21 protein-coding genes are annotated in these 23,045 nt (G+C 74.8%); 10 read left to right on the plus strand and 11 right to left on the minus strand.

Annotated elements, in window-relative coordinates; all coding sequences use genetic code 11:
* Nucleotides 1-10: 10 nt before the first annotated feature.
* From EV384_RS29695 to EV384_RS29720, 6 genes are all read right to left on the minus strand, one after another.
* On the minus strand, nt 11-835 hold the full coding sequence (locus EV384_RS29695; protein ID WP_130338531.1) for an alpha/beta hydrolase: 825 nt from the start codon (nt 833-835) through the stop codon (nt 11-13).
* Nucleotides 832-2,238, minus strand: coding sequence for a flavin-containing monooxygenase (locus EV384_RS29700; RefSeq protein WP_130338533.1), 1,407 nt, complete (start codon nt 2,236-2,238; stop codon nt 832-834). Before EV384_RS29700 ends, EV384_RS29695 begins: the two co-directional genes overlap by 4 nt.
* A 104-nt stretch (nt 2,239-2,342) precedes the next feature.
* A complete protein-coding gene (locus EV384_RS29705; RefSeq protein WP_130338535.1) occupies nt 2,343-3,050 on the minus strand; it encodes an endonuclease/exonuclease/phosphatase family protein in 708 nt (235 codons plus the stop codon).
* Between the two features lie 55 nt (nt 3,051-3,105).
* The gene (locus tag EV384_RS29710) at nt 3,106-4,062 is read right to left on the minus strand and encodes an ROK family glucokinase (protein ID WP_207232508.1); all 957 of its coding nucleotides are present in this window, start codon (nt 4,060-4,062) and stop codon (nt 3,106-3,108) included.
* 52 nt (nt 4,063-4,114) lie between these two features.
* Entirely contained in the window at nt 4,115-4,801 is a 687-nt protein-coding gene (locus EV384_RS29715) for a hypothetical protein (protein ID WP_130338539.1), read from the minus strand.
* 40 nt (nt 4,802-4,841) lie between these two features.
* The gene (locus EV384_RS29720) at nt 4,842-5,297 is read right to left on the minus strand and encodes an SRPBCC family protein (RefSeq protein WP_130338541.1); all 456 of its coding nucleotides are present in this window, start codon (nt 5,295-5,297) and stop codon (nt 4,842-4,844) included.
* A gap of 191 nt (nt 5,298-5,488) precedes the next feature.
* Between EV384_RS29720 and EV384_RS29725 the strand changes: the two genes are divergently transcribed.
* The 5 genes from EV384_RS29725 (at nt 5,489) to EV384_RS29745 (ending at nt 12,441) form a co-directional block, all read left to right on the plus strand.
* Complete coding sequence (locus tag EV384_RS29725; RefSeq protein WP_130338543.1) at nt 5,489-7,300, plus strand: AMP-dependent synthetase/ligase; 1,812 nt, start codon at nt 5,489-5,491, stop codon at nt 7,298-7,300.
* A gap of 14 nt (nt 7,301-7,314) precedes the next feature.
* Complete coding sequence (locus tag EV384_RS29730; protein ID WP_130338545.1) at nt 7,315-9,006, plus strand: sensor histidine kinase; 1,692 nt, start codon at nt 7,315-7,317, stop codon at nt 9,004-9,006.
* 7 nt (nt 9,007-9,013) lie between these two features.
* Complete coding sequence (locus EV384_RS29735) at nt 9,014-9,682, plus strand: response regulator transcription factor (protein ID WP_007072219.1); 669 nt, start codon at nt 9,014-9,016, stop codon at nt 9,680-9,682.
* A gap of 196 nt (nt 9,683-9,878) precedes the next feature.
* Entirely contained in the window at nt 9,879-10,691 is an 813-nt protein-coding gene (locus EV384_RS29740; RefSeq protein ID WP_130338547.1) for an SAM-dependent methyltransferase, read from the plus strand.
* An 82-nt stretch (nt 10,692-10,773) separates the two neighbouring features.
* Nucleotides 10,774-12,441 (plus strand): putative bifunctional diguanylate cyclase/phosphodiesterase, encoded by a 1,668-nt coding sequence (locus EV384_RS29745; RefSeq protein WP_130340897.1) that lies wholly within the window; start codon nt 10,774-10,776, stop codon nt 12,439-12,441.
* Nucleotides 12,442-12,534: 93 nt separating this feature from the next.
* Here the strand turns inward: EV384_RS29745 and EV384_RS29750 are convergent, their stop codons facing one another.
* The 5 genes from EV384_RS29750 to EV384_RS29775 all read right to left on the minus strand — a co-directional run bounded on the left by EV384_RS29750 (nt 12,535) and on the right by EV384_RS29775 (nt 17,288).
* Complete coding sequence (locus EV384_RS29750) at nt 12,535-13,659, minus strand: glycosyltransferase family 4 protein (protein ID WP_130338549.1); 1,125 nt, start codon at nt 13,657-13,659, stop codon at nt 12,535-12,537.
* Nucleotides 13,656-14,915: a M48 family metallopeptidase gene (locus tag EV384_RS29755; protein WP_130340898.1), complete on the minus strand. Its 1,260-nt coding sequence runs from the start codon at nt 14,913-14,915 to the stop codon at nt 13,656-13,658. The genes EV384_RS29750 and EV384_RS29755 overlap by 4 nt, the downstream gene beginning before the upstream one ends.
* Nucleotides 14,916-15,088: 173 nt before the next feature.
* Nucleotides 15,089-15,448 carry a zinc ribbon domain-containing protein gene (locus EV384_RS37485; protein ID WP_423202927.1) on the minus strand — a complete coding sequence of 120 codons (360 nt, stop codon included), beginning with the start codon at nt 15,446-15,448 and terminating at the stop codon, nt 15,089-15,091.
* Between the two features lie 11 nt (nt 15,449-15,459).
* A complete protein-coding gene (locus EV384_RS29770) occupies nt 15,460-15,672 on the minus strand; it encodes a hypothetical protein (RefSeq protein ID WP_130338551.1) in 213 nt (70 codons plus the stop codon).
* 143 nt (nt 15,673-15,815) lie between these two features.
* The gene (locus EV384_RS29775; RefSeq protein WP_130338553.1) at nt 15,816-17,288 is read right to left on the minus strand and encodes an NYN domain-containing protein; all 1,473 of its coding nucleotides are present in this window, start codon (nt 17,286-17,288) and stop codon (nt 15,816-15,818) included.
* A gap of 127 nt (nt 17,289-17,415) precedes the next feature.
* Here EV384_RS29775 and EV384_RS29780 point away from each other — a divergent pair, with 127 nt between their 5' ends.
* From EV384_RS29780 to EV384_RS29800, 5 genes are all read left to right on the plus strand, one after another.
* Nucleotides 17,416-19,173: a DEDD exonuclease domain-containing protein gene (locus tag EV384_RS29780; RefSeq protein ID WP_130338555.1), complete on the plus strand. Its 1,758-nt coding sequence runs from the start codon at nt 17,416-17,418 to the stop codon at nt 19,171-19,173.
* A gap of 128 nt (nt 19,174-19,301) precedes the next feature.
* Nucleotides 19,302-21,092 carry a RelA/SpoT family protein gene (locus tag EV384_RS29785; protein WP_130338557.1) on the plus strand — a complete coding sequence of 597 codons (1,791 nt, stop codon included), beginning with the start codon at nt 19,302-19,304 and terminating at the stop codon, nt 21,090-21,092.
* Between the two features lie 48 nt (nt 21,093-21,140).
* Complete coding sequence (locus EV384_RS29790) at nt 21,141-21,680, plus strand: NUDIX hydrolase (RefSeq protein WP_130338559.1); 540 nt, start codon at nt 21,141-21,143, stop codon at nt 21,678-21,680.
* Nucleotides 21,681-21,811: 131 nt separating this feature from the next.
* Nucleotides 21,812-22,639, plus strand: coding sequence for a nucleotidyltransferase family protein (locus tag EV384_RS29795; protein WP_130340899.1), 828 nt, complete (start codon nt 21,812-21,814; stop codon nt 22,637-22,639).
* Between the two features lie 80 nt (nt 22,640-22,719).
* The gene (locus tag EV384_RS29800; RefSeq protein WP_043329379.1) at nt 22,720-23,007 is read left to right on the plus strand and encodes an Lrp/AsnC family transcriptional regulator; all 288 of its coding nucleotides are present in this window, start codon (nt 22,720-22,722) and stop codon (nt 23,005-23,007) included.
* Nucleotides 23,008-23,045: the final 38 nt, after the last annotated feature.

The following is a 23,045-nucleotide window of genomic DNA, read 5'->3' on the forward strand; positions in this document are numbered from 1 at the left end:
AGGCCGTCGCTCAGCCGGTCGCCGGCGCCGGGTCCTTCTCCAGCCAGTCGAGGATCGCGTCGATCGGCTCCCGCCAACGGGCGTCCAGCATCAGGTCGTGACCCATGCCGGGGAAGAGCAGCGGGGCCGAGGCGTACCGGCGGGCGGCCCGGGTCAGCGCGGCGGCCGGCACCACCCGGTCGTCGGGGCTGCCCAGCACCAGCACCGGCGGGCGGCCCACCGCCGGCTCGGGCTCCCGCCCGGTCAGCAGCTGCCACTGCGCGCGCCGGCCGGCCCGGCCCAGCCGGGCGACGTACCGGCGGGCCTCGCCGTCCGGCAGCTCCCGGCTGAACAGCTGCCGGCGGCTCAGCCGCAGGCCGCCGCCGAAGACCGCCGGCAGGGTCCCGCCGGGGTTGCGCCGCAGCGCGGCGCCGAGCGTCCCCCAGTCACCGAGCACCGGCGCCACCAGCACCGCCGCCCGGGCCGGGTAGCGGGCCAGCGCGTGCGCGACCACCCGGGCCCCGGCGCCGTGCCCCACCAGCACCGCGCGCCGCGGCAGGCTCGCCGCCACCTGGGTCACGTCATGGGTGTACGACCGCAGCGTCGCCGCCGGCGCCGGCTCGCTGCCGCCGTGCCCGCGCAGGCTGAGCGCGTACGCCGGGAAACCGCGGGACGCGGCGTGCTCCAGCCAGTGCTCGGCGAACGCCCACGCCCCGTGCCCGAACCCGGGCACGAAGAGCAGCGGCGGCCGCCCCTGCTCCAGCTGCGGCACGGCGCTGAGCACCTCGCGACGGGCCGGGCGCTCCGGCCGGGCCCACTCCCGGGCCCGCACGATCCGCAGCCGCTCGCCGGTCACTTCGCCTCCAGCTCGTCGAGGGCGCGCTGGAGCGCGCGCAGGTAGTCGGCGTGGCGCACCTCGAACCAGTGCCGGGTGCTGTCCTTGACCGCGCCGGAGTAGCGCTCGCCGATGCCCGCGGCGACCTTCCGGTCGAACGCGGCGGCCCGGTCCGGTCGGCCGGCGCGCAGCCGCAGCAGCCGCGCGAAGAGCACGCTCTGCCAGTGCGAGATGGTGAAGATGCCGGAGTCCGGCTGCACCAGGCCGACCACCGCCAGGGTCGGATGCCCGGCGGTGAACTCGTTCAGCCAGAGCCGGGGCCGGCCGACGCCCTCGTCGTCGCCGAGCACCTTCGCCTCGAGGAACTCGAAGCGCGGCAGGTAGCCGGTGGCGAAGATGACCAGCTCGGGATCGATCTCCCGGCCGTCGGTCAGCTCGACCGACCGGTCGTGGAAGCGGGCCAGCTCCGGCACCGGGGTGATCTCGCCGTGGCCGACGTAGTAGACGAGCTGGCTGTTCGCGATCGGGTGGGTCTCGTAGACCCGGTGGTCCGGCTTGGGCAGCCCGAACCGGGTGAGGTCGCCGACGGTGAGCCGCAGCGTCCAGTGGTAGAGCCACTGGCGGACCCGCAGCGGCACCCGCAATGCGAGCAGGGTGTCGTTGACCTGGTCGGCGGGGCGGCCCAGGACGTACTTCGGGGCGTACCAGTAGCCGCGGCGGGTGGAGTGCCAGCAGCGGGACGCCTGCTGGGCGGCCTCGACCGCGATGTCGCAGCCGGTGTTGCCGGCGCCGACCACCAGCACCCGCTTGCCGCGCAGCTGCGCGGGGTCCTTGTAGGACGAGGCGTGCATCACCTCGCCGCGGAACCCCTCCAGCCCCTCGTAGCGGGGCAGCTTGGGCGACCAGTTGTGCCCGTTGGCGACGACCACCGCCGCGTACCGGGAGGTGCGCTCCGGGCCGTACCCGCCGGTGCTGCGGGTGGTGACGTCCCAGCGGTCCCCCTCGACCGGCTCCACCCGGACCACCTCGGTGCCGAACCAGATGTGCCGGCGCAGGTCGAAGTGGTCGGCGTACCGCTCGAAATAGGAGAGCAGCTGGCTGTGGTGCGGGTAGTCCGGCCAGTCGTCCGGCATCGGGAAGTCGGGGAACTGGGTGAACGGCCGGGACGAGATGAGGTGGGTGCTGGCGTAGACCGGGCTGCGGTCGTGCCGCCAGTTCCAGGCCCCGCCGACGCCGGTCTCCCGCTCGTAGCAGTCCACGCCGAAGCCGTGCTCGGCGAGGTTCTTCACCGCGGCGAGGCCGCTGGCCCCGGCCCCGATGACGCAGACCGTGTCACCCCGGTCCGAGACCGGGCGGCCGTCCCGGGTCAGGGCGAGCGTCGTCGTCCCCGGATCGGGGCGGCCGAGGTCGGTGGAGGAGGACACCGGGGAATCTCCTTATGTGCGGCACGGTGTGCCGGGTCGCTGCGAAATCCTGCCGACAACTCCGGCCGTTGTCCAGCCCCGCCCCGCCGGCCGGGGGGGCGGGCTCAGTCGACGGCGGGCAGCAGCAGGTCCACCAGGACCGGGAAGTGGTCGCTGGCCCGGCGGGTCTGCGGCGTGTCCACCACGTCGTAGTCGACCACGGTCACCCGCGGGTCGACGAAGAGGGCGTCGATCCGGCGGCGCGGGGCGGCGCACGGGTAGGTGTGCCGGTCCGCCCGGTCGGCGGCGACCGCGGCGTCGGTCAGTCCCGCCGCGACGGTCCGCCAGGCGGGCCCGTCCGGCCCCTCGTTGAGGTCGGCGCCGGCGATCACCGGCAGCGTGGCGGCGGCCAACTCCCGCTTGAACGCCGCCGCCTGGGCCGGCCGCTCCGCCGGGTCGGTGGAGAGGTGCGAGCCGGCCAGCAGGAACCGCGCCGCGCCGACCTGGCACTCCGCGTACGCGGCGCCGCGCAGGTGCCGGCCCGGGGTCAGCGGGTAGCGCTGGCAGCGGGTGCCGCGCACCCGGACCCGGAGGCTGGTCAGCAGCAGGTTGCCCAGCGACGGCAGGCCGCCGGCGGCGACCACCAGCCCGAACGACTCGGCCAGCGTGGCCGACTTCTGCCGCCACCGGAACCGCCGCGGCGCCTCCTGCACGATCACCACGTCCGGCGCGGCCGCCCGCACCACCGCGGCCAGCGCGGCCGTGTCGTCGCGCTGGCTGTGGATGTTGTACGACACCACCCGCAGCGGCACCCCGCCGGGCGCTTCGGTCACCGGGCCGACCTTCCGCTCGCGACCGCGGGACTCCGCTCCGTTGCGTTCCTCGCGCTCACCGGCGACGGGCGAGGTCGGCGGCACCGATGACGCCGGCGCTGTTACCCAGCTCGGCTGGGCGGATCTCGGCCACCGGAAGCCGGCTGCGCTGCGCGAGGGCCTCGGTGAACGACCGGCGGGTCGGGCCCATCAGCAGGTCACCGGCGTCGATCACGCCACCGCCGACGACGAGCACCTGCGGGTCGAGGATCTGGGCCATGTCCGCGAGGCTGGTGCCGAGCCAACGTCCGACCTGGGCGAACGCCTCGGCGGAGACGGGGTCGCCGCCCTTCGCGGCGGCAGTCACCATCGGACCGGTGATCGCCTCGGCCTCGCCGCCGGCCAGCTCCAGCAGGGCGGTGGCCCGGTGCGGCTCCTGGCGGGCGGCGGCGCGGGCGAAGCGGACCAGGGCGCTGCCGCTGGCGTACTGCTCGATGCAGCCCAGGCGGCCGCAGCCGCACTGGTGGCCGTCCGGCACGGTGAGCATGTGCCCCAGCTCGGCGGCGATGCCGTGGGCGCCGCGGAGCAGCTCGCCGCCGAGCACGATGCCGCCGCCCACGCCGGTGCCGATGGTGAACATGACCATCGAGTCGTCAGCTTCCCGCGCCGCGCCGTAGCGGAACTCCGCCCAGGCGGCGACGTTGGCGTCGTTCTCCACGATCACCGGCAGGCCGGTGGCGTTGCTGACGTACTCCCGCAGCGGCTCGTCCCGCCAGGCCAGGTTGGGGGCGAAGAGCACGGTGGAGCGGGAGGCGTCGATCCAGCCGGCCGCGCCGATGCCGACGGCCGCGATGTTGCGCCCCACGGCCAGCTCGGCGACCAGCTCGATGATGACGTCCCGGGTCTTGGCCACGTCGTCGGCGGGGGTGTCCCGTCGGGCCTGCACGAGAACCTTGCCGGTGTCGTCAACGACACCGCCGGCCACCTTCGTGCCACCGACGTCGACTCCGATGGTCAGCGTCACCGCTGCCACTCCCCTCTGCTGTGCTGCCCGAACCGCCGTGCAAGGTCGGGATGTCGGGTGGTCAGGCCCCGTCGCCTGGTGCGTCCTCGCCCACCTCACCGGACGCCCGCGAGGCGGGCACCACGGGACGGCCGGCCGGCGGCCGGATCGTCACCGGCGCGTCCGGCCCGGCACCATCGGCGGGCGGCACGACGGCACCCGGATCGGCCGCGCCCTCCCCCCGGGTGGCGGCGGACCACACGTCCTGCTCGGGTGCCGGCTGAGAATCATGCCCGGTACGGGTGGCCTCGCGCCACACGTGGTCCCCCGCCCCGGCTCCGGCGGCCGGTCCGGCGGACCCACCGGCGCTGGCCGGAGAGGCCGGGCGGGCGGGCTCGGCCGGGGCGAAGGCGCGCAGCAGACTGGCCACTCCCGCGGCCAGGTCTCCGGCTCCGGTGGCCAGCCGCTCGGCGAATTCGGGACTCGGATCCCGCAACGCGGCGATACCCCGGCAGACCGGGCAGATGCAGCATTCGGCCGAGCCGGTGGAAAAACCGACGGGCCCGGAGCCGGCGCCGGACGTCGCGCCGTCCCCGCCGGCGGTCCGGCCGGAGCCGGCACTGTGACCGAGGACACCCGACAAGATCCCACCGAGCGGACCCCAGGGCCCGGCCCCGGGGCTGGAACCGGCCAGCCGGGCGGTCGCCAGCACCATGGCGACCAGACGTTCCGCCTCTTCCCGGGCCGAACCCGGATCCGTACTCCCCATGGTCGGCTCCTTTACCGTGCAGACCGGGTCGCCGGTCGGGTCAGTGGGCCGCACCGGGTGCTTCTACCCGGCGCTTGAGCTGCTTCAACGCGGTATCCATGATCATTTTCTCGGCCTTGCGCCGAAACATGCCGAGCATGCCCACGGAGAGCTCGACCTCGAGCGTGTAGGTCACCGTCGTGGTGCCGTCCGGGTTGCCGACCAGGTCGTACGAGCCGCGCTGGGCCTTCTGCATCTTCGAGGGCTCGACCAGGTGCCACTCGATCCGGGAGAGGTCCTCGGCGTACTCGTAGGCCAGCACGTACTCGTCGGCCAGCACGCCGGCGTCGATGGTGAACCGGACCTGGCTGGCGTACCCGTCCTCGTACTCCTCGACCACCTCCGCCCGCCGCACCGCTTCGGTCCACTCGGGGTAGCTGGGGAAGTCGCAGATGACCGCCGCCACCTGGTCCGGTGGCGCGCCGATGATGATCGACTGGGTGGAGGAGTCCGCCATGGGGGGAGGCTACCCGGCGGCGGGCCCGGCCGCGTCGCTCCACCCCCGCGCCGCCGACGTCGGCGGCGCGGGCCCGGCGTCCCACCAGGCGGGCGGGCCGCCTCCCCACCTCACCCATTCGAGTGGACGGGTAGGTTTCGACAGAGCCGACCCAGGGCCGGCCCGGCCAGTGCGAGCACGAGGGAGTGCAGGTGCGCGAGTTCTCCGTTCCGCCCATCGTCACCGTCGGCGACGCGGCAAACCTGACCGATCCGGTCTGGGACAACGCCGAGGTCGCCCCGGACGCCGTGCAGTTCGTCCGGCCGGCGCCAGCCGGCGCCGAGGGCCGGGCCCGGGTGGACGTGACCTGCCGCCAGTTCCGCGACGAGGTCGTCGCGGTGGCCCGTGGCCTGGTCGCCGCCGGCATCTCCCCCGGTGACCGGGTCGCCCTGATGAGCCGCACCCGGTACGAGTGGACGCTCCTCGACTACGCCATCTGGGCGGCCGGCGCGGTCACCGTGCCGATCTACGAGACCTCCAGCGCCGAGCAGGCCGCCTGGATCCTCGCCGACTCCGGCGCGGTCGCCGCGGTGGTGGAGTCCACCGCGCACGCCACCCTGGTCGCCGGGGTCCGGGACCGCCTGCCGGAGCTGCGCCAGGTCTGGCAGATCGAGCTGGGTGCGGTGGACGAGCTGGTCGCCGCCGGCGAGTCGGTCGACGCGGCCGAGATCGAGGTACGCCGCAAGACGGTCAAGGCCGGCGACATCGCGACGATCATCTACACCAGCGGCACCACCGGCCGCCCCAAGGGCTGCGTGCTCACCCACCGCAACATGTACGCCGACATCGCCAACGCGGTGCCGGTGCTGCCGAACCTGTTCCGGCCGGGCGCCTCCACCCTGCTCTTCCTGCCGCTCGCGCACGCCTTCGCCCGGCTCATCCAGATCGGCGTGGTGCAGGCCCGGGCCACCATGGCGCACTGCGCCGACACCAAGAACCTGGTCGGCGAGCTGCAGGAGTTCAGGCCGACCTTCGTGCTCTCGGTGCCCCGGGTCTTCGAGAAGGTCTACAACGGCGCCCGGCAGAAGGCCGAGGCGGAGGGCAAGGGCAGGATCTTCGACCGGGCCGAGAAGGTCGCCATCGCGTACAGCGAGGCGCTGGAGACCGCCGAGGGGCCCGGCCTGGCCCTGCGCGCCCAGCACGCGGTCTTCGACAAGCTGGTCTACCGCAAGCTGCGGGCCGCCCTCGGCGGCCGCTGCCACGACGCGATCTCCGGCGGCGCCCCGCTCGGCGCGCGGCTCGGGCACTTCTTCCGCGGCATCGGGGTGACCATCTGCGAGGGCTACGGCCTCACCGAGACCTCCCCCGCCGCCGCCGCGAACCTGCCCACCGGCACGAAGATCGGCACCGTCGGCCGGCCGCTGCCCGGCGTCGCGGTCCGGATCGACGACGACGGCGAGATCCTGATCTCCGGCGACCTGATCTTCCAGGGCTACTGGCACAACGAGGCGGCCACCGCCGAGGCGCTGACCAGCGACGGCTGGTTCCGCACCGGCGACCTGGGCCGGCTCGACGAGGACGGCTACCTGAGCATCACCGGCCGCAAGAAGGAGATCATCGTGACCGCCGGCGGCAAGAACGTCGCCCCGGCCGTCCTGGAGGACCAGGTCCGCGCGCACCCGCTGATCAGCCAGTGCGTGGTGGTCGGCGACCGGCAGCCGTTCATCGCGGCGCTGGTCACCATCGACGAGGAGGCGCTGCCGAAGTGGCTCGCCGCGCACGACCGGCCGGAGACGATCAGCGTCGCCGAGCTGCGGGAGGACGAGGCCCTGCGGGTCGAGGTGCAGAGCGCGGTCGATCAGGCCAACCAGGCGGTCTCCAAGGCCGAGGCGATCAAGGTCTTCCGGATCCTGCCGCAGGACTTCACCGAAACCACCGGCGAGCTGACCCCGTCGCTGAAGGTCAAGCGGCAGGTCGTGCACAAGACGTACGCGGCGGAGATCGCGGACATCTACCGAGGCTGACTACGATCCGTCACGTGCCCGCCTCCACACCCAGCCAGCCCCAGACCCAGCCACTCGCCGCGGCCGCGCGCGGGGTCCTGCTCGCGCTGGTCGCCGTCCTCACCCTCTTCGCCACCCGCGACGTCGCCCAGCTCTGGTGGATAGCCCTGCTGGGCGTCGCCGGGCTGCCGGCCGTCCTCGCCCCCCAGCATCGGCTGCTCGGCCCGCTCAGCCGGTTCGCCGAGGTGGCCGTCCTCGGGCTGGCCGCCAGCCAGGTCGCCGCCGACACCCACCTCAACGGCGTGACCGGCGGGCTGGGCGCCTCGGCGGTGCTGGCGTACCTCGCCGTGCCGGTGACCGTGACGGCGCTGCGCCGCCGGTTCGCCGAGGGTGCGGCGCTGCTCGCGGTCGCCGCGGCCACCCTGCTGGTCGCCGCCGCGTTCACCGAGGTCGACGGGCGTCGGCAGCTCACCGAGCCCGGCTACCTCGCGGTCTGCGCGCAGTGGCTGATCCTCGCCGGGCTCGGCCTGTTCACCGCCCGCACCCTGCAGCGGGTGATGCGGGTCCGCGGCGAGGGCAAGCCCCAGCCGTACGCGGAGGCCACCCGGTTGCTGACCCAGCTCCGGACGGTCGCGCGCCAGCTGCCCGGGGCCACCCTCGACCCGGGCGGCATCTCCGAGCACCTGCTGGAGGAGCTGCGGGTGGTGGCGAAGACCGACCGCGGCGCGGTGCTCTCCGCCAGCGGCGGCGGCCGGCTGGTGGTGCTCGCCCAGGTCGGCGTGGACCGGGTCGACTGGGAGACCACGCTCGACGCGGACTCGGCGATCGCGGACGCGTGGGCCAGCCAGCAGGCGCAGACCTCGGCCCGCTCCCAGTCCCGCTCGCACCGCGGCGGGGAGGTCTCGGCGCTGATCGTGCCGCTGGTCGCCGGGGTCCGGACGGTCGGCCTGGTGGTCCTCGAGGCGGACGCCGGCCACGCCTACCCGCCGCCGGTGGTGGCCCGGGTGACCGCGCTGACCGGGCCAGCGGCCCTGCGGCTGGAGGCCGCGCTGCTCTTCGACGAGGTGCGGTCGCTGGCCACCAACGAGGAGCGGCAGCGGCTGGCCCGGGAGATCCACGACGGCGTCGCCCAGGAGCTGGTGATGGTCGGCTACGGCATCGACAACGCGCTGGCCACGGTGCACGAGGACGCGGAGGAGACCGCCGAGTCGCTGCGGACCCTGCGCCAGGAGGTGACCCGGGTGATCACCGAGCTGCGGCTGAGCCTGTTCGAGCTGCGCAGCGAGGTGGACCGGCACGGCGGCCTGGCCGCCGCGATCGCCGAGTACGCCCGGACCGTGGGCGCGTCGGGCGGCCTGCGGGTGCACCTGTCGCTGGACGAGTCCACCGCCCGGTTGCCCGCCGCCACCGAGGCCGAGCTGCTGCGGATCGCCCAGGAGGCGGTCACCAACGCGCGCAAGCACGCCGGGGCGGCAAATCTGTGGGTTACCTGTGAGGTGGATCCCCCGTACGCTCAGATCGAAGTGTCGGATGACGGTCACGGCATCGGTGACCAGCGCCCCGACGGGCACTACGGTCTTGCGATCATGGCCGAGAGGGCGGAACGTATCCGGGGCCGGTTGGAGATCAGGCCGCGGCGACCCAGCGGCACTACCGTGGCGGTGGTACTCGGCTCCTCGCCCCGGCGCGATAAGGTGCGCGGCAGCACAGCAGCAGAAGGGGAGTAACCCGAGGATGACCACAAGTCCGACACCGGCCACCCGTACCAAGGTCCTCCTTGTCGACGATCACGACCTGATCCGCAAGGGTCTGCGGCACGCCTTCGAGCGGGACCGCCAGTTCGAGGTCGTCGGCGAGGCCGCGACGGCTGCGGAGGGCGTACGCCAGGCCGGTGCGCTCCAGCCGGACGTGGTGATCATGGACCTGCGGCTGCCCGACGGCAGCGGGCTGGAGGCCACCCGGGCGCTCCGCAAGTCCAGCGCGTCGATGGGCATCGTCGTGCTCACCATGTACGCCGGCGACGACCAGCTCTTCGGCGCCCTGGAGGCGGGGGCGAGCGCGTTCGTGCCGAAGACCGCCCCGGCCGACGAGGTGGTGGCCGCCGCCCGGCACGCCGCCTCCTCCCCCAGCGCCTTCACCGCGGCCGACCTGGCCGAGGCGATGAAGCGCCGGCTGGCCCCGTCCGGCCCGCAGCTCTCCCCGCGCGAGGGGCAGGTGCTGCGGCTGCTCGCCGACGGCATGAGCGTGGCGGGCATCGCCAAGCAGCTCTTCGTCAGCGAGTCGACCGCCAAGACGCACATCTCGAAGCTCTACGAGAAGCTGGGCGCCGCCAACCGGGCCCAGGCGCTGATGACCGCGCTGCGGCTCGGGCTGCTGGAGGCCCCGGACGCCCCCAAGTTCTAGGGGCTCCGACAGCTCACGGCAGAGGCCCGCGTCCGTTCCGGACCGGGCCTCTCCGGCATTCCGGTGCGGCTGCGTACGGTGAGGACCCGACCTCGCAGAGACCGCGGTCTTTGCACCGCGACAACGGGCGGGCAGAATACCGGGTGGCCCACGGGGCCGTGGAACTCACGCGCTGTTGACAAAAAGGGGCAAGGGCATGCAGCGGCCGGACTGGGCACCCGACACGATCGACATCGAGCGCCCCAGCGTGGCCCGCATGTACGACTACTACCTCGGCGGCTCGCACAACTTCGCCGCCGACCGGGCGGCGGCCCGGGCCATGGTGGAGGCGGTGCCGGAGGCCCCGCTGATGGCCCAGGCCAACCGGGCATTCCTGCGCCGCGCGGTGCAGTTCCTGGCGGACGCCGGGGTACGCCAGTTCCTCGACATCGGCTCCGGCATCCCCACCGTCGGCAACGTGCACGAGATCGCCCAGCGGATCGACCCGGAGTCGCGGGTGATCTACGTCGACGTCGACCCGGTGGCGGTGGCGCACAGCCGGGAGATCCTCAACGGCAACGACCGGGCCACCGTCATCCAGGAGGACCTGCGCCGGCCGGAGGCGATCCTGGGTCATCCGGAGGTCACCAAGCTGCTGGACTTCTCCCAGCCGGTCGCGGTGATGATCGTGGCGGTGCTGCACTTCATCCCGTCCGAGGACCGGCCGGAGGAGATCCTGCGGACGGTGCGGGCGGCCCTGGCGCCCGGGAGCTACCTGGTGATGTCGCAGGCCAGCGACGACGGTCGCGCCGAGACCGGTGAGCGGGCGGAGGCGGAGCGGGTCTACCGCCGCACCGACAACCAGCTCTCGATCCGCAGCCGGGCCGAGCTGACCGCGCTCTTCGACGGCTTCGAGCTGGTCGACCCGGGCGTGGTCTGGGTGCCGCAGTGGCGTCCGGAGTCCCCGGAGCAGGCGGAAAACGCGGAGCAGGCGGTGTTCATGGGCGGCGTCGGGCGTCTCGGTGGGTGACGGGGCCGCCGGGGCCCGCACCTGCCCCGGCGCCTTCGCCCGGGCCTGGGCCAAGGCAGTCTCCGGGACGAGCTACCTGCCGATGACCCAGGCCCAGCTGGAGTCCCTGCTGCAACGGCTCACCGAGCGGCTGGCCATGGCGATCCAGGCTGAGCCGTTCGACCTGCGGATCGGCCAGCAGGTCGGCGCCGAGCTGGTGTCGGCGCACATCGCCTCCGCCGAGGGTCTCGGCCGGACCATCGAGGTCATCCAGCTCCGCCTGGTCCGCGACCTCGGGCTGGTCGCCGACGAGGTCGAGGACCGGATGGCCCGGCTGCTGGCCACCGTGGCCACCGGGTACGCCCGCGCCCTGCGCGACCGGACGCTGGACGAACAGGAGTCCATCCGGCGGGCCGCGATGGTGGCCCGGGCGCAGGCCGAACGGGCGCTGCGGGACAGCGAGGCCCGGTTCCGACACCAGGCCACCCACGATCCGCTCACCGATCTGCCCAACCGCACCCTGTTCACCGAACGGCTCTCCGCCGCGATCGGCGAGCCCGGCCGGGGCGCCGACCGGGTGGGGGTCTGCTTCCTGGACCTGGACCGGTTCAAAGTGGTCAACGACTCCCTCGGCCACCAGGTCGGCGACTCGCTGCTGGTGTCGGTGGCGCAGCGGCTGCGCCGGGCCCTCGGTGAGCACCTGGTGGCCCGGCTCGGCGGGGACGAGTTCGTGATCCTGGTCGAACGGACCGCCTGCACCGAGGACGCGGTCAAGGTCGCCGAGGCGGCCCTGGCGACGGTGAGCGAACCGGCGCTGGTGGACGGCCACGAGCTGACCGTGTCGGCCAGCATCGGCATCGTCGAACGGCAGGTGGCCGGCACCTCGCCGGGTGAGCTGATGCGGGCCGCCGACAGCACGCTGCACTGGGCCAAGGCGGCCGGCGGCGCCCGCTGGGCCCTGTTCGACGCCGACCGCAACCGTCGCGAGCTCGCCCGCTACGCCCTCTCGGCGGCCATCCCCACCGCCCTCGACGGGGGTGAGTTCTTTCTGGACTACCAACCCCTGACCTCCCTGCGGGACGGGCGGGTGCTCGGCATGGAGGCGCTGGTCCGCTGGCGCCACCCCGAGCTGGGCGTGCTCCGGCCGGACAGCTTCATCGGGCTGGCCGAGGAGACCGGGTTGATCGTCCGGCTCGGCGGTTGGGTGCTGGCCGAGGCCTGCCGGGAGGCGGAGCGCTGGTCGGCGGGGCACGACGACCGGCCGTTCGTCAGCGTCAACCTCGCCGTCCGCCAGGTGCACCGCCCCGGCCTGGTGCAGGAGGTGCGGGGCGTGCTCCGGCAGACCGGCCTGCCCCCGGAACGGCTCCAGCTGGAGATCACCGAGAGCACCATGATGAGCACGGCCGAGGAGCCGGTACGAGCCCTGCGGGTGCTGGCCGACCTGGGGGTGCGGATCGCCATCGACGACTTCGGCACCGGCTACTGCAACCTCGCCTACCTGCGGGACCTGCCGGTGACCGAGCTGAAGGTGGCCGGCGAGTTCGTGGCCGGCCTGCGCGCCCCGGCCACCGACCCGGGCAGCCGTACCGACGAGCGGATCCTCGCCTCGCTGGTGTCCCTGGCGCACGCCCTGGACCTGACCGTCACCGCCGAGGGCGTGGAGACCGCCGACCAGGCCGACCGGCTGCGGGCGATCGGCTGCGACGCCGGCCAGGGTTGGCACTTCGGCCGCCCGGCCCCCGCCGACCAGTTCCTCGCCCACCTGGCCTGAGCATCGCGCGCCTTCCCCGGGCGCACCTCACCGTGTCGCGGTTCCCGCTCCTGCCTGAGGTGCGACGGGACACGCCGCGCGGGCGGGCGCGGGTCAGCCGGCGAGCAGGGCGGCCATCCGCTGCGCCTGGGTCTCCCAGCGCCACTCGCGCTCCACCCAGGCCCGACCGGCCGCGCCAAGCTGGCGGGCCAGGTCCCGGTCGGCGAGCAGCGTCGCCACCCGGTCTGCGAGCTGGGCGACGTCCCGACCCCGGACCACGTACCCGGTCTCCCCCTCCCGGACCGCGTCCGGCGCGCCGCCGGAGTCGCCGGCCACCACCGGCAGCCCGGTCGCGCTGGCCTCCAGGTAGACGATCCCCAGGCCCTCGACGTCCAGGCCGCGGTTCCGGGTGCGGCACGGCATCGCGTACACGTCGCCGGCCGCGTAGTGCGCCGGCAGCTCCGCCGACGGCACCGAGCCGGTGAAGACCACCTCCCGCTCCACACCGGTCTGCCGGGCCAGCTTCTCCAGGGTCGCCCGGTAGGGACCCCCGCCGACGATCAGCAGCGCGGCGTCGGGCACCCGCCGGCGGATCTCCGGCATCGCCCGGATCAGCATGTCCTGGCCCTTGCGCGGCACCAGCCGGGAGACGCAGACCACCACCGGCCGGTCGGCCAGGCCCAGCCGCACCCGCACCGGCTCCCCGTCCACGGACGGGTGGTACGTCTCCACGTCCACCCCCGGCGCCAGCCGGCGCAGGTCGGTCACCCCGTCCAGCACCCGGGCCAGCCGCACCCGGGTGTACTCCCCCAGGTACGTGGTGACGTCAACGCCCCGGCCGATCCGGCGCAGCGCGGCGCGGGCGCCGGGCAGCGCCGCCCAGCCGACCTCGTGACCGTGGGTCAGGGCCACCGCCCGCCGGATCCCGGCCCGCCGGCGCAGCCCCGCCGCGAGCAGCCCCAGCGGGGCCGCCGCGCCGAACCACACCGTGTCGCAGTCGTACGCGCGGGCCAGCTTCGCCGCCCGCCGGGCGATCAGCGGGGTGGGCAGCAGCACGCGGGTGCGTTCCCGGACCACCTCGAAGGGCTGGTCGGCGTCGAACTTCTCGGCGCCCCGCCAGCTCGACGCGTACACCACCACCGAGCCGGCGGGCTGGCGCACGGCGAGGTGGTGCACGAAGGACTGGATGCCGCCGGGGCGGGGCGGGAAGTCGTTGGTGACCAGCAACGTCCGGCTCATCGGCCGCTCTCCCTGGCGTAGGCGCGGGCGGCGGCCATCCGCTCCACGGTGGACGGATGCGAGGCCGACCAGAGGTACTCCCACCGGGGCGGGTCGGGATCGGCCAGGTTCACCCCGGCCAACCGGCGCTGCATCGCCTCGAAGGTCGCGGGATCGCCGGTCAGGGCGAGCGCGTGCGCGTCGGCCCGGGCCTCCACCCGTCGGGAGACCATCGCCTGGACCGGCGCGGCGACCAGCCCGACCACCGTGACCAGCGCGATCAGCAGCGGGAAGGCGCGCGGCTCGGCCACCGAGTCGACCCCGGCCAGCCGCAGCAGCGGCGCCCAGGAGCCGATCAGGTAGAGCGCGACGACCGCGGCGGCGGCGCCCAGCGCCCCGGTCAGCGTGCCGACCCAGACGTCCCGGTCCTTCGCGTGCCCCAGCTCGTGGGCGACCACACTGGTCACCTCGGCCGGGGTCGCCTCGCGCAGCAGGGTGTCGTAGACCACCACCCGCCGGGTCGGCCCCAGCCCAGAGACGTACGCGTTGACCGCCTTCGTCCGCCGGGACGCGTCGGCGACCAGCACGTCGCGCACCGGCACGCCGTCCCGGGCGGCCAGCGTGATCAGCTCGCTGCGCAGCGGGCCCTGCTCCATCGGGGTGAACCGGTTGAAGACCGGCTCGACCAGCACCGGGAGCACGAACGACAGCAGCACCACCAGCCCGGCCGCGCCGGCCGCCCCGAACGCCCACCACCAGCGCGGCGCGAGCCGGACCACGGTGTAGAAGCCGAGCAGCGCGAGCCCGCCGATCACCGCGCTGACCGCGTACGACTTGAGCAGGTCGACGGCCCAGCCGCTCCAGCCCTGGGTGCTCAGCCCGTAGCGGACCAGCACGGTCTGCCGCCAGGCGGCGAAGGGCAGGGTGAGCAGGTCGGCGAGGAGCATCACGGCCAGCCCGCCGAGCACCGCCCGGGCCGCCCAGTGGCCGCCGAGCGGCCGGCCGGCCAGCTCGACGAGGCGGCCGCCGAGCGGGGTGAGCCCGAGCACCAGCGCCACCACCAGGCCGACCACGAGCGCAGACCAGCCGGCGGGGCGCAGCGCGCCGTGGAACGCCCGCCCGCGGGCCACCTGGTCGACCGGGAGCGCCCGCAACGCGGCCAGCTGGTCGGCGCGGGGCGCCGGAGGCCGGCTCCACGGGATCAGCAACGCTCCGGCGACGACCAGCGCGACGGCCAGCCCGGCGAGCGTGAGCACGGCCCACCCGCGCGGCGTCACCGCGCCGCCCCGGTGCCGGTGGCGGCCGCCGTGCCGGGGGCGCGCCAGGGGCATGCCGGGGGCACGGGGCGCGCGCCGCCGTCACGTCGTACCCCTGCCATATCGCGCCTCCTCCCGTCCCGTCCGAGAGCGCTCATCCTGTGACTCCTCTGACGACTGAGAGCGTCAGCCTCTCAGACCGCAGTCGCGGCCTGACGGGCGAGCCCCGCCCGGAGAACGTTCTGGCGCCCACCAGGTCCGCGTGCGCGGCATACCCGCAGCGCACACACCGGAAGTCGGCTTGGGTCGCGGTTCTCCTTCGCACAGTGCCCGCATCGCGGGCAGGTGCGGGAGGTGTTGCGGGGGTCCACTGCGATGACCCTCCTTGCGCCACGGCCTCTCGTACTGGGTGTCGGTGTACCGGCGCACCGTCGCGGCGGACACCGCGCCGACGGTTGCGACGAAGAACGACCGGGACGACAGTGCGGGCAGCCGCGAGCGCAGCGGAGTCTCCCGCCCGCCGCGATGCCGCGCCGGGACCCGACGCCGAGCAACAGGACGCACCCTAGGCAACGCGACGGCGGGTGGCGCGGCGCCGGGTGCGCGGCTCAGGCGACACCACCTCCACCTCGAAGCCGGCGCGGGCGAACACCTCGATCGCCCGGTGCTCGGCGGCGCCGAGGTCGGCGGTCGGCGAGCCGGTGTCGAGCAGCGCGGTCACCAGGCAGCCGGAACAGCCCGCCCCCCGGATCCCGCAGCTGTCGCAGTCGATGAGCATCAACGCCTCCTGACGCGTCACGGCGGCGGCGGGCGGACGCCGTCGTGGCCGCCCGACCACCGTCGGTCATGTCGACGCTAGGCGAGGGGTGTGACAGAAACGGACAACGAGGTCGCAGCCACCCCGAATCCGATCAAGCGACGTCAGGAGCGGGCCAGCCGGCGCAGCAGCGAGTCCGCGCCGAGCGGGTACGCGCCGTGCCGGCGTACCCCGTCGGCGACCTCGCGGTCGGAGGAGATCACCACGACCGGCCGGCCGGTGGGCTCGGCGCGGACCAGCCGGCGGATCAGCTCGTCGGCGGTCTCCCCCTTGCGGGAGAAGAGCACCCGTACCCCCCGCGGCGTGGGCGGGAGACCGTGCATCCGCTCGGCCCCGTCGAAGACCACGGTGACCTCGTCGCCGGTCTGCGCGGCGATCCCGCCCAGGCCGGTGATCAGCCGCTTGCGCTGCTGCTCCAGGGACATCTCGCCGAAGCCGCGCTTGGTCACGTTGTAGCCGTCGACGACCAGGTGGGCCCGGGGCAGGGCGAGCAGCTGGTCCAGCCGGGCCGGGTCGTCGGTGTCCCGGGCGCGGGCGGCGGCGCCGGCCGGGGTGGCCGCCGACTGGTCGGCGAAGGCGTCGGCGATGAAGTCGGCCGGCAGCTTCTCGACCGGCTCCAGGGCCAACTCGCGACGCAGCCCGACGGCCGCCTGGCCAATGGTCTCCAGCAGCAGCCAGAGCCGGGCGTCGTCGACCGAGCGCGACTCCTTGGCGCTGGCCCGGGCGACCCCGGCCGCCGACTCCGCCTCGGCCAGCCGGGCGCGGGCCCGGCGCAGCTCCGCCTCGGTGTCCGCGGCGGCCCGGGCGGCCCTGCCGCGCTCGGTGGCGAGCAGCTCGTTGGCCCGCCGCTCCCGGGCCTGGGTCTCGCGCAGCGTACGGCTGAGCTGCCGGGACTCCTCGCGGAGCTGGCCCAGCTCCTCCCGGACCCGGGCCAGCTCGTCGCGGAGCTTCTCGGCCTCGACCCGGGCCACCGCCCGGTCGTGCTCGGCGCGGGTGGCCCGTTGCTCGGCCTCGCGGACCAGCTCGGCCACGACCGCGCTGTCCGCCTCGGCCCGTACCGCGGCGCCGCTCGCCTCGATCAGCTCCCGCCAGCCGCGCGGCCGGGCGAGGTACGCCAGGGCGGCCACCTCCACCGGGTCGGCGGCGGCCGGGGCGGTCCCCTCGACCACGGCGGTGCCCAGGTCACCGGCGTCGGCGAGCACCCGCGCGGTCACCCGCTGCCGGAACAGCGGGTCGCCGGTGAGCTGGGCGGCGATCGCCGGCGCGCCCAGTCGGGCGCGACGGTTGGGGGCGAACTTGGCCACCCGGCGCAGCGGGACGGGCACCTCGTCGGTGGGCATCGCCGGCAGCACCGCGGCGGTGAGCGCCACGATCCGTTGCCGGACCGGCTCGGGCAGGACCGGCTCGGGCTCCGGCCTGCCGGGTTCGGGCTCCGGCGTGGTGGGCTCGGTCTCCCCCGGCCGGGGCTGCTCGGCGCCGGCCGCGAGGTCGTCCGCGTCGCCCCCACCGACCTCCCGCCCGGCGGCCACCGGCGCCGCCTCGGGGAGGTGGTCGTCGTGCGGCTCGGTGAGGGGCATGTGGCAAGTCTCCCACCGCGAACGGGCCCAGCGCCCAGTGAGTGAGCCGATCTCTCATCCTAGTCCCGTGGTAGCTCCTGGGACGGCTGAGACGGGAGTGTCGGACCCGGCCGCTAGCGTGCCCCGGGTGGCACGAGCGGAGTACGTCCAGGAGGCGCTGGCCGGCCTGGACCGGACGGCGGGCGCGGGGGTGGACCCGGCGCTGCCGTTGTACGCGACCACCTTCGTGGTGGTCGACCTGGAGACCACCGGCGGCGCGCCGGACGGCGGCGGGATCACCGAGATCGGCGCGGTGAAGGTGCGCGGCGGCGAGGAGCTGGGGGTGCTCGCCACCCTGGTCAACCCGGGGGTGCCGATCCCGCCGTTCATCACCGTGCTGACCGGGATCACCCAGGCGATGCTCGTCCCGGCGCCGCCCATCGAGCAGGTGCTGCCGAGCTTCCTGGAGTTCATCGACGACGCCGTGCTGGTCGCCCACAACGCCCCCTACGACGTGGGGTTCCTCAAGGCGGCCTGCGCGAAGCACGGCTACCGCTGGCCCAACCCGCGGGTGCTGGACACCGCGGCGCTGGCCCGCCGGGTGCTCACCCGGGACGAGGTGCCCAACCGCAAGCTGGGCACCCTGGCCGCCTACTTCCGCACCGCCACCCAGCCGAACCACCGGGCGCTCGACGACGCCAAGGCCACCGTGGACGTGCTGCACGGGCTGATCGCCCGGCTGGGCGGCCACCGGGTGGACACCGTCGGTGACGCGATCGAGTTCGCCCGGGCGGTCACCCCGACCCAGCGCCGCAAGCGGCACCTGGCGGAGGGGCTGCCGAAGGTGCCCGGGGTGTACATCTTCCGGGCCGCCGACGACCGGCCGCTCTACGTCGGCACCTCCGGCGACATCGCCACCCGGGTGCGCAGCTACTTCACCGCCGGGGAGAAGCGGGCCCGGATCTCCGAGATGCTCGCCGCCGCCGAGCGGGTCGAGGCGGTCGAGTGCGCGCACTCCCTGGAGGCGGAGGTCCGCGAGCTGCGGCTGATCGCCGCGCACGCGCCGCCGTACAACCGGCGCTCCAAGTACCCGGAGCGGATGGTCTGGCTCAAGCTCACCGACGAGGCGTACCCCCGGTTGTCGGTGGTGCGGAACCTCGCCCCCACCGACACCGCGTACCTGGGTCCGTTCCGCTCCAAGCAGGCCGCCGAGCTGGCCGCCGCGGGCTTCCACGACGCCGTGCCGCTGCGCCAGTGCACGCACCGGCTGTCGCGGCGCACGACCATGCCGGCCTGCGCGCTGGCCGAGCTGGGTCGCTGCCCGGCGCCCTGCGAGCACCGGATCACCCCCGAGGAGTACGACGACCGCGCCGCCGCGCCGTTCCGGACGGCGACCACCAGCGACCCGCAGGTGGTGGTGGACGCCCTGCTCGCCCGGATCGAGGTGCTCGCCCGCGACCAGCGCTACGAGGAGGCGGCGGTGGTGCGGTCCCGGCTGGCGGCGGTGCTGCGCGCCACGGTCCGGATGCAGCGGCTGGTCGGGCTGACCGGGATCGCCGAGCTGGCCGCCGCCCGGCGGGCCGCGCACGGCGGCTGGGAGCTGGCCCTGGTCCGGCACGGCCGGCTGGCCGGCGCCGGGGTGTCCCCGCCGGGTGTCCACCCGCGACCGACCCTGGAGGCGATCCGGGCGACCGCCGAGACGGTGCTGCCCGGCCACGGCCCGGTCCCGCGGGCCTCCGCCGAGGAGACCGAGCGCATCCTGTCCTGGTTGGAGCGAGCGGAGACCCGACTGGTGGAGATCTCCTCCGGCTGGGCCTCGCCGATCACCGGCGCGGGCCGCTTCCGGGACCTGCTGGCCAAGGCGGAGAACGGCGGGTCCCACCAACTCTCGACCGAACGCTCATGACCAAGTGACCGATCGGACTACGTCAACTCGCTTAGGCTGTTAGAGAAGTGCAGTCCTGCCCGTTTCGCGGGCCTGCTCCCGATCGCCGGTGACGGCGACCGTGGGGCCGCGGTGAGGAGGTGTCCCAGGTGGACGTCGACGCCGGACACGGCGCCGCCCTGGGCGGCGCCCTTCCGACCCAGCCCGGTGAGCTGCCCCTCACCCGCCGGCTGCGCTCTCTGCTCACCTGGCCCACCAACGACACCGACCCGGTCAGCGCGCTGATCCGCGCCCACCGGAACATCCACGCCAGCGCCGACTCCTCGGTGCTGCGCCGCGCCTACACCATCGCGGAGAACATGCACCGCGGCCAGTTCCGCAAGAGCGGCGAGCCGTACATCACCCACCCCCTCGCGGTCGCCCAGATCTGCGCCGACCTGGGGATGGACACCATCACCCTGGTCGCCGCGCTGCTGCACGACACCGTGGAGGACACCCGCTACACGCTCCAGGCCCTGGCGGAGGACTTCGGCCGGGAGGTGGCCCACCTGGTCGACGGGGTGACCAAGTTCGACAAGGCGTTCTACGGCAAGGCCGCCGAGGCGGAGACCGTCCGCAAGATGATCATCGCGGCCGGCAAGGACGTCCGCGTGCTGATCATCAAGCTCGCCGACCGGCTGCACAACATGCGCACGCTCGGCGTCCGGTCCGCCGCTTCCCGGGAGCGGATCGCCCGCAAGACCCAGGAGGTGCTGATCCCGCTCTGCGACCGGCTGGGCATCCAGACCCTCAAGCGAGAGCTGGACGACGTGGTGCTGCTGCACCTGGAGCCCGACGAGCACGCCCGGATCGCCCGGCACGTGCACGACCGGCCGGGCTGGGACGCGTACCTCGACGACGTGGTGACGAAGACGCGGGTGGCGCTGCGCCGCAGCCGGGTGGACGCCGAGGTAGCCCCGCGCCCTCGGCACCTCTACTCGATCTGGAAGGACACCGTGGCCGGCGGCTACGCCGCTCCCTTCGACCTGCCCCGCATCTCGATCGTGGTGGCGGGCCCGGCCACCGACTGCTACGCCGCGCTCGGCGCGGTGCACGGGCTGTGGCGCCCGGCGCCCGGCCGCTTCAAGGACTTCATCGCCTCGCCGAAGAACAACCTCTACCGGTCGCTGCACACCAGCATCCGGGGCCCGCAGGACCGCACGGTAGAGGTGCTGATCCGGACCGAGGAGATGCACCGCGCCGCCGAGTACGGCATCGCCGCCCACTACCGCTTCCCGCGCGCCACCGGGCGGGCGGCCGACCGGGCGAACGAGCTGGCCTGGCTGCGCCGGGTGCTGGACTGGGAGCAGGAGGCCGTCGACCCGGCGCAGTTCCTCGAGTCGCTGCGCTGCGACCTGGCCGAGGCGCAGATCCAGGTGGTCGCCGACGGCCGGCAGGTCGTGCTCCCCGCCGGCGCGACCCCGGTGGACCTGGCGTACGAGCTGGGCACCGAGCGGGGCGACCACTGCCTGGCGGCGCGCATCAACGGCCGGCTGGCGCCGCTCTCCTCCGAACTGAAGGAGGGCGACGTGGCGGAGATCTTCACCGAGTCCGACGCGGAGAGCGGCTTCGAGGCCGACGCCGCGCCCCGGGGGCCGCGCCGGGAGTGGCTCGGCTTCGTCAAGTCGCCGCAGGCCCAGATGCAGATCAACCGCTGGTTCGCCGAGCACACCGAGCCGGGCATCTCGATCGCCGACAAGGTACGCCTCGGCCGCGCCACCATCGGCCTGGCGCTGCGCAAGCACGACCGGGGGCTGGCCAGCGACCTGCCGCTGCTGCGACTGTCGGAGGAGCTGGGCTACCCGGACCTGGAGACCCTGCTGGTGGCGGTCTTCGACCGGGCGGTCGAGCCGGACGCGGTGGTGCGGCAACTCATCGACCTGGTCGACCACCGCCAGTAGCCGAACGCCCCTCGCACGGCCCGACGGGGCGGCCACTAGCCTGGAGGCATGATCCCCCGCGCGCGTGCCACCGGACGGGCCCTCGGCTATCAGGTCTTCTACCGGCTCCCCGTCCCGCTGCGCCGCCGGCTGGTCCGGCTCGCCGTGCCGAAGTACATCGTCGGCGCGGTCACCCTGGTCCGGGACGCCGACGCGGAGGGGTCGGGCCGGCTGCTGCTGCTGCGCCAGCCCCCGGGTCACAGCTGGACGCTCCCGGCGGGGCTGCTGCAGCGCGGCGAGGCGCCGGTGGTCGGCGCGGCCCGGGAACTGTTCGAGGAGTCCGGCATCCGGGTCACCCCGGACCGGCTCCGCCCGGCCGTGCCGAACGCCGTGGTGCACGCCAAGGGCTGGGTGGACGTGGTCTTCGAGCTGGATGTCCCGGCGTCGACCGCGGAGCTGGTGGTGGACGGCGCCGAGGTCTTCGAGGCGGCCTGGCATCCGCTGGACGACCTGCCCCGGCTGAGCCGGGCCACCGCCAACCTGCTCGGCTACTACGGCATCGGGCCCCGGGCGGGACAGGTCCCGCCCGCCGCCCCGCCGGGGGCGTGACCGGCGCCGGACCGGCCGACGGTCCCGCCCCGATCGACCGCACCCACCCGTCCGGCACCCCGGGACGGCCCGGACCGGCCGGCCCGGGCGGGTCGGGTCCCGGGTGGCGGGCGGCGGTCGAGGTCTGCGCGGTGGTGCTCGCCGCGGGCGAGGGCACCCGGCTGCGACCGCTGACCGAGCGGCTGCCCAAGGCGCTCTGCCCGGTCGGGAACGTGCCGCTGCTGGACCGGGCCCTCGCCCGGCTGGCCGGGCTCGGCCTCGCCGGCCCGGAACGCGTCGCGGTGAACGCCTGCTACCTGGGCGGCCAGGTGGTCGAGCACGTCGGGGCGCGGGCGCACCTGTCGGTCGAGCCGGGCGACCCGCTCGGCACCGCCGGCGCGCTGGGTAACCTGCGGGACTGGGTCGCCGGCCGGGGCGTCCTGGTCGGCAACGCCGACGCGTACCTGGCCGACCCGCAGGCCCCACCCGGGCCGGACATCGCCGCGCTGCTGGACGGCTGGGACGGGCGGAGCGTACGGCTGCTCGGTCGGCCGGCCGACGACCCGGCGGCGCTCGGGACCTTCAGCGGCCACCGGTTCGTCGGTTTCTCGCTGCTGCCCTGGCGGCTGGTCCGCGACCTCCCGCCCAGCTTCGGCGACCTGGTCCGGGCGGTCTGGCGGCCGGCGGAGGCGGCCGGCGCGCTGACGGTGGTGCCGTACCAGGGCACCTTCTACGACACCGGCACCCCGGCCGACTACGTCGCGGCCAACCTGCACGCCGCCGGGGGCGGGAGCTTGGTCCACCCGACCGCGACGGTGACCGGCCGGGTGGACCGGGCCGTGGTCGGCGCGGGGGCGGTCGTCCTCGGCACCGCCACCCGGGCCGTGGTGTGGCCCGGCGCCACGGTCGGCGCGGACGAGCAGCTCACCGACGCGATCCGGGCGGCCCTCGACCTGACGGTGCCGGCGGCGCGGCGGTAGCCGGATCCACCAGCCCGGGACGCCGCGGCAAGGCGAGCCTCTAGCATGGGCGACGACGTCGACGAACGGAGAAATGTCCCGTGATCACCGCGATCGTGCTGATCGACTGCGCCACCGACTCCATCCCCGAGGTGGCCGAGACCCTGGCCAACCTCCCCGGCGTCAGCGAGGTCTACTCGGTGGCGGGTCACGTCGACCTGATCGCCATGGTCCGGGTCCGCGAGTTCGAGCAGATCGCCCAGGTGATCGCCGGCAGCATCTCCAAGGTCCCCGGGGTGCTCAACACCGAGTCGCACATCGCGTTCCGGGCGTACTCGCAGCACGACCTGGAGGAGGCGTTCGCGATCGGGCTGGCCAGCGCCGACTGAACGCGCGGCGGCCGGCCCGCCCCGGAGGGCGGACCGGC

Origin of the sequence: Micromonospora kangleipakensis, from assembly GCF_004217615.1 — a bacterium.
GTDB classification, from domain to species: domain Bacteria; phylum Actinomycetota; class Actinomycetes; order Mycobacteriales; family Micromonosporaceae; genus Micromonospora; species Micromonospora kangleipakensis.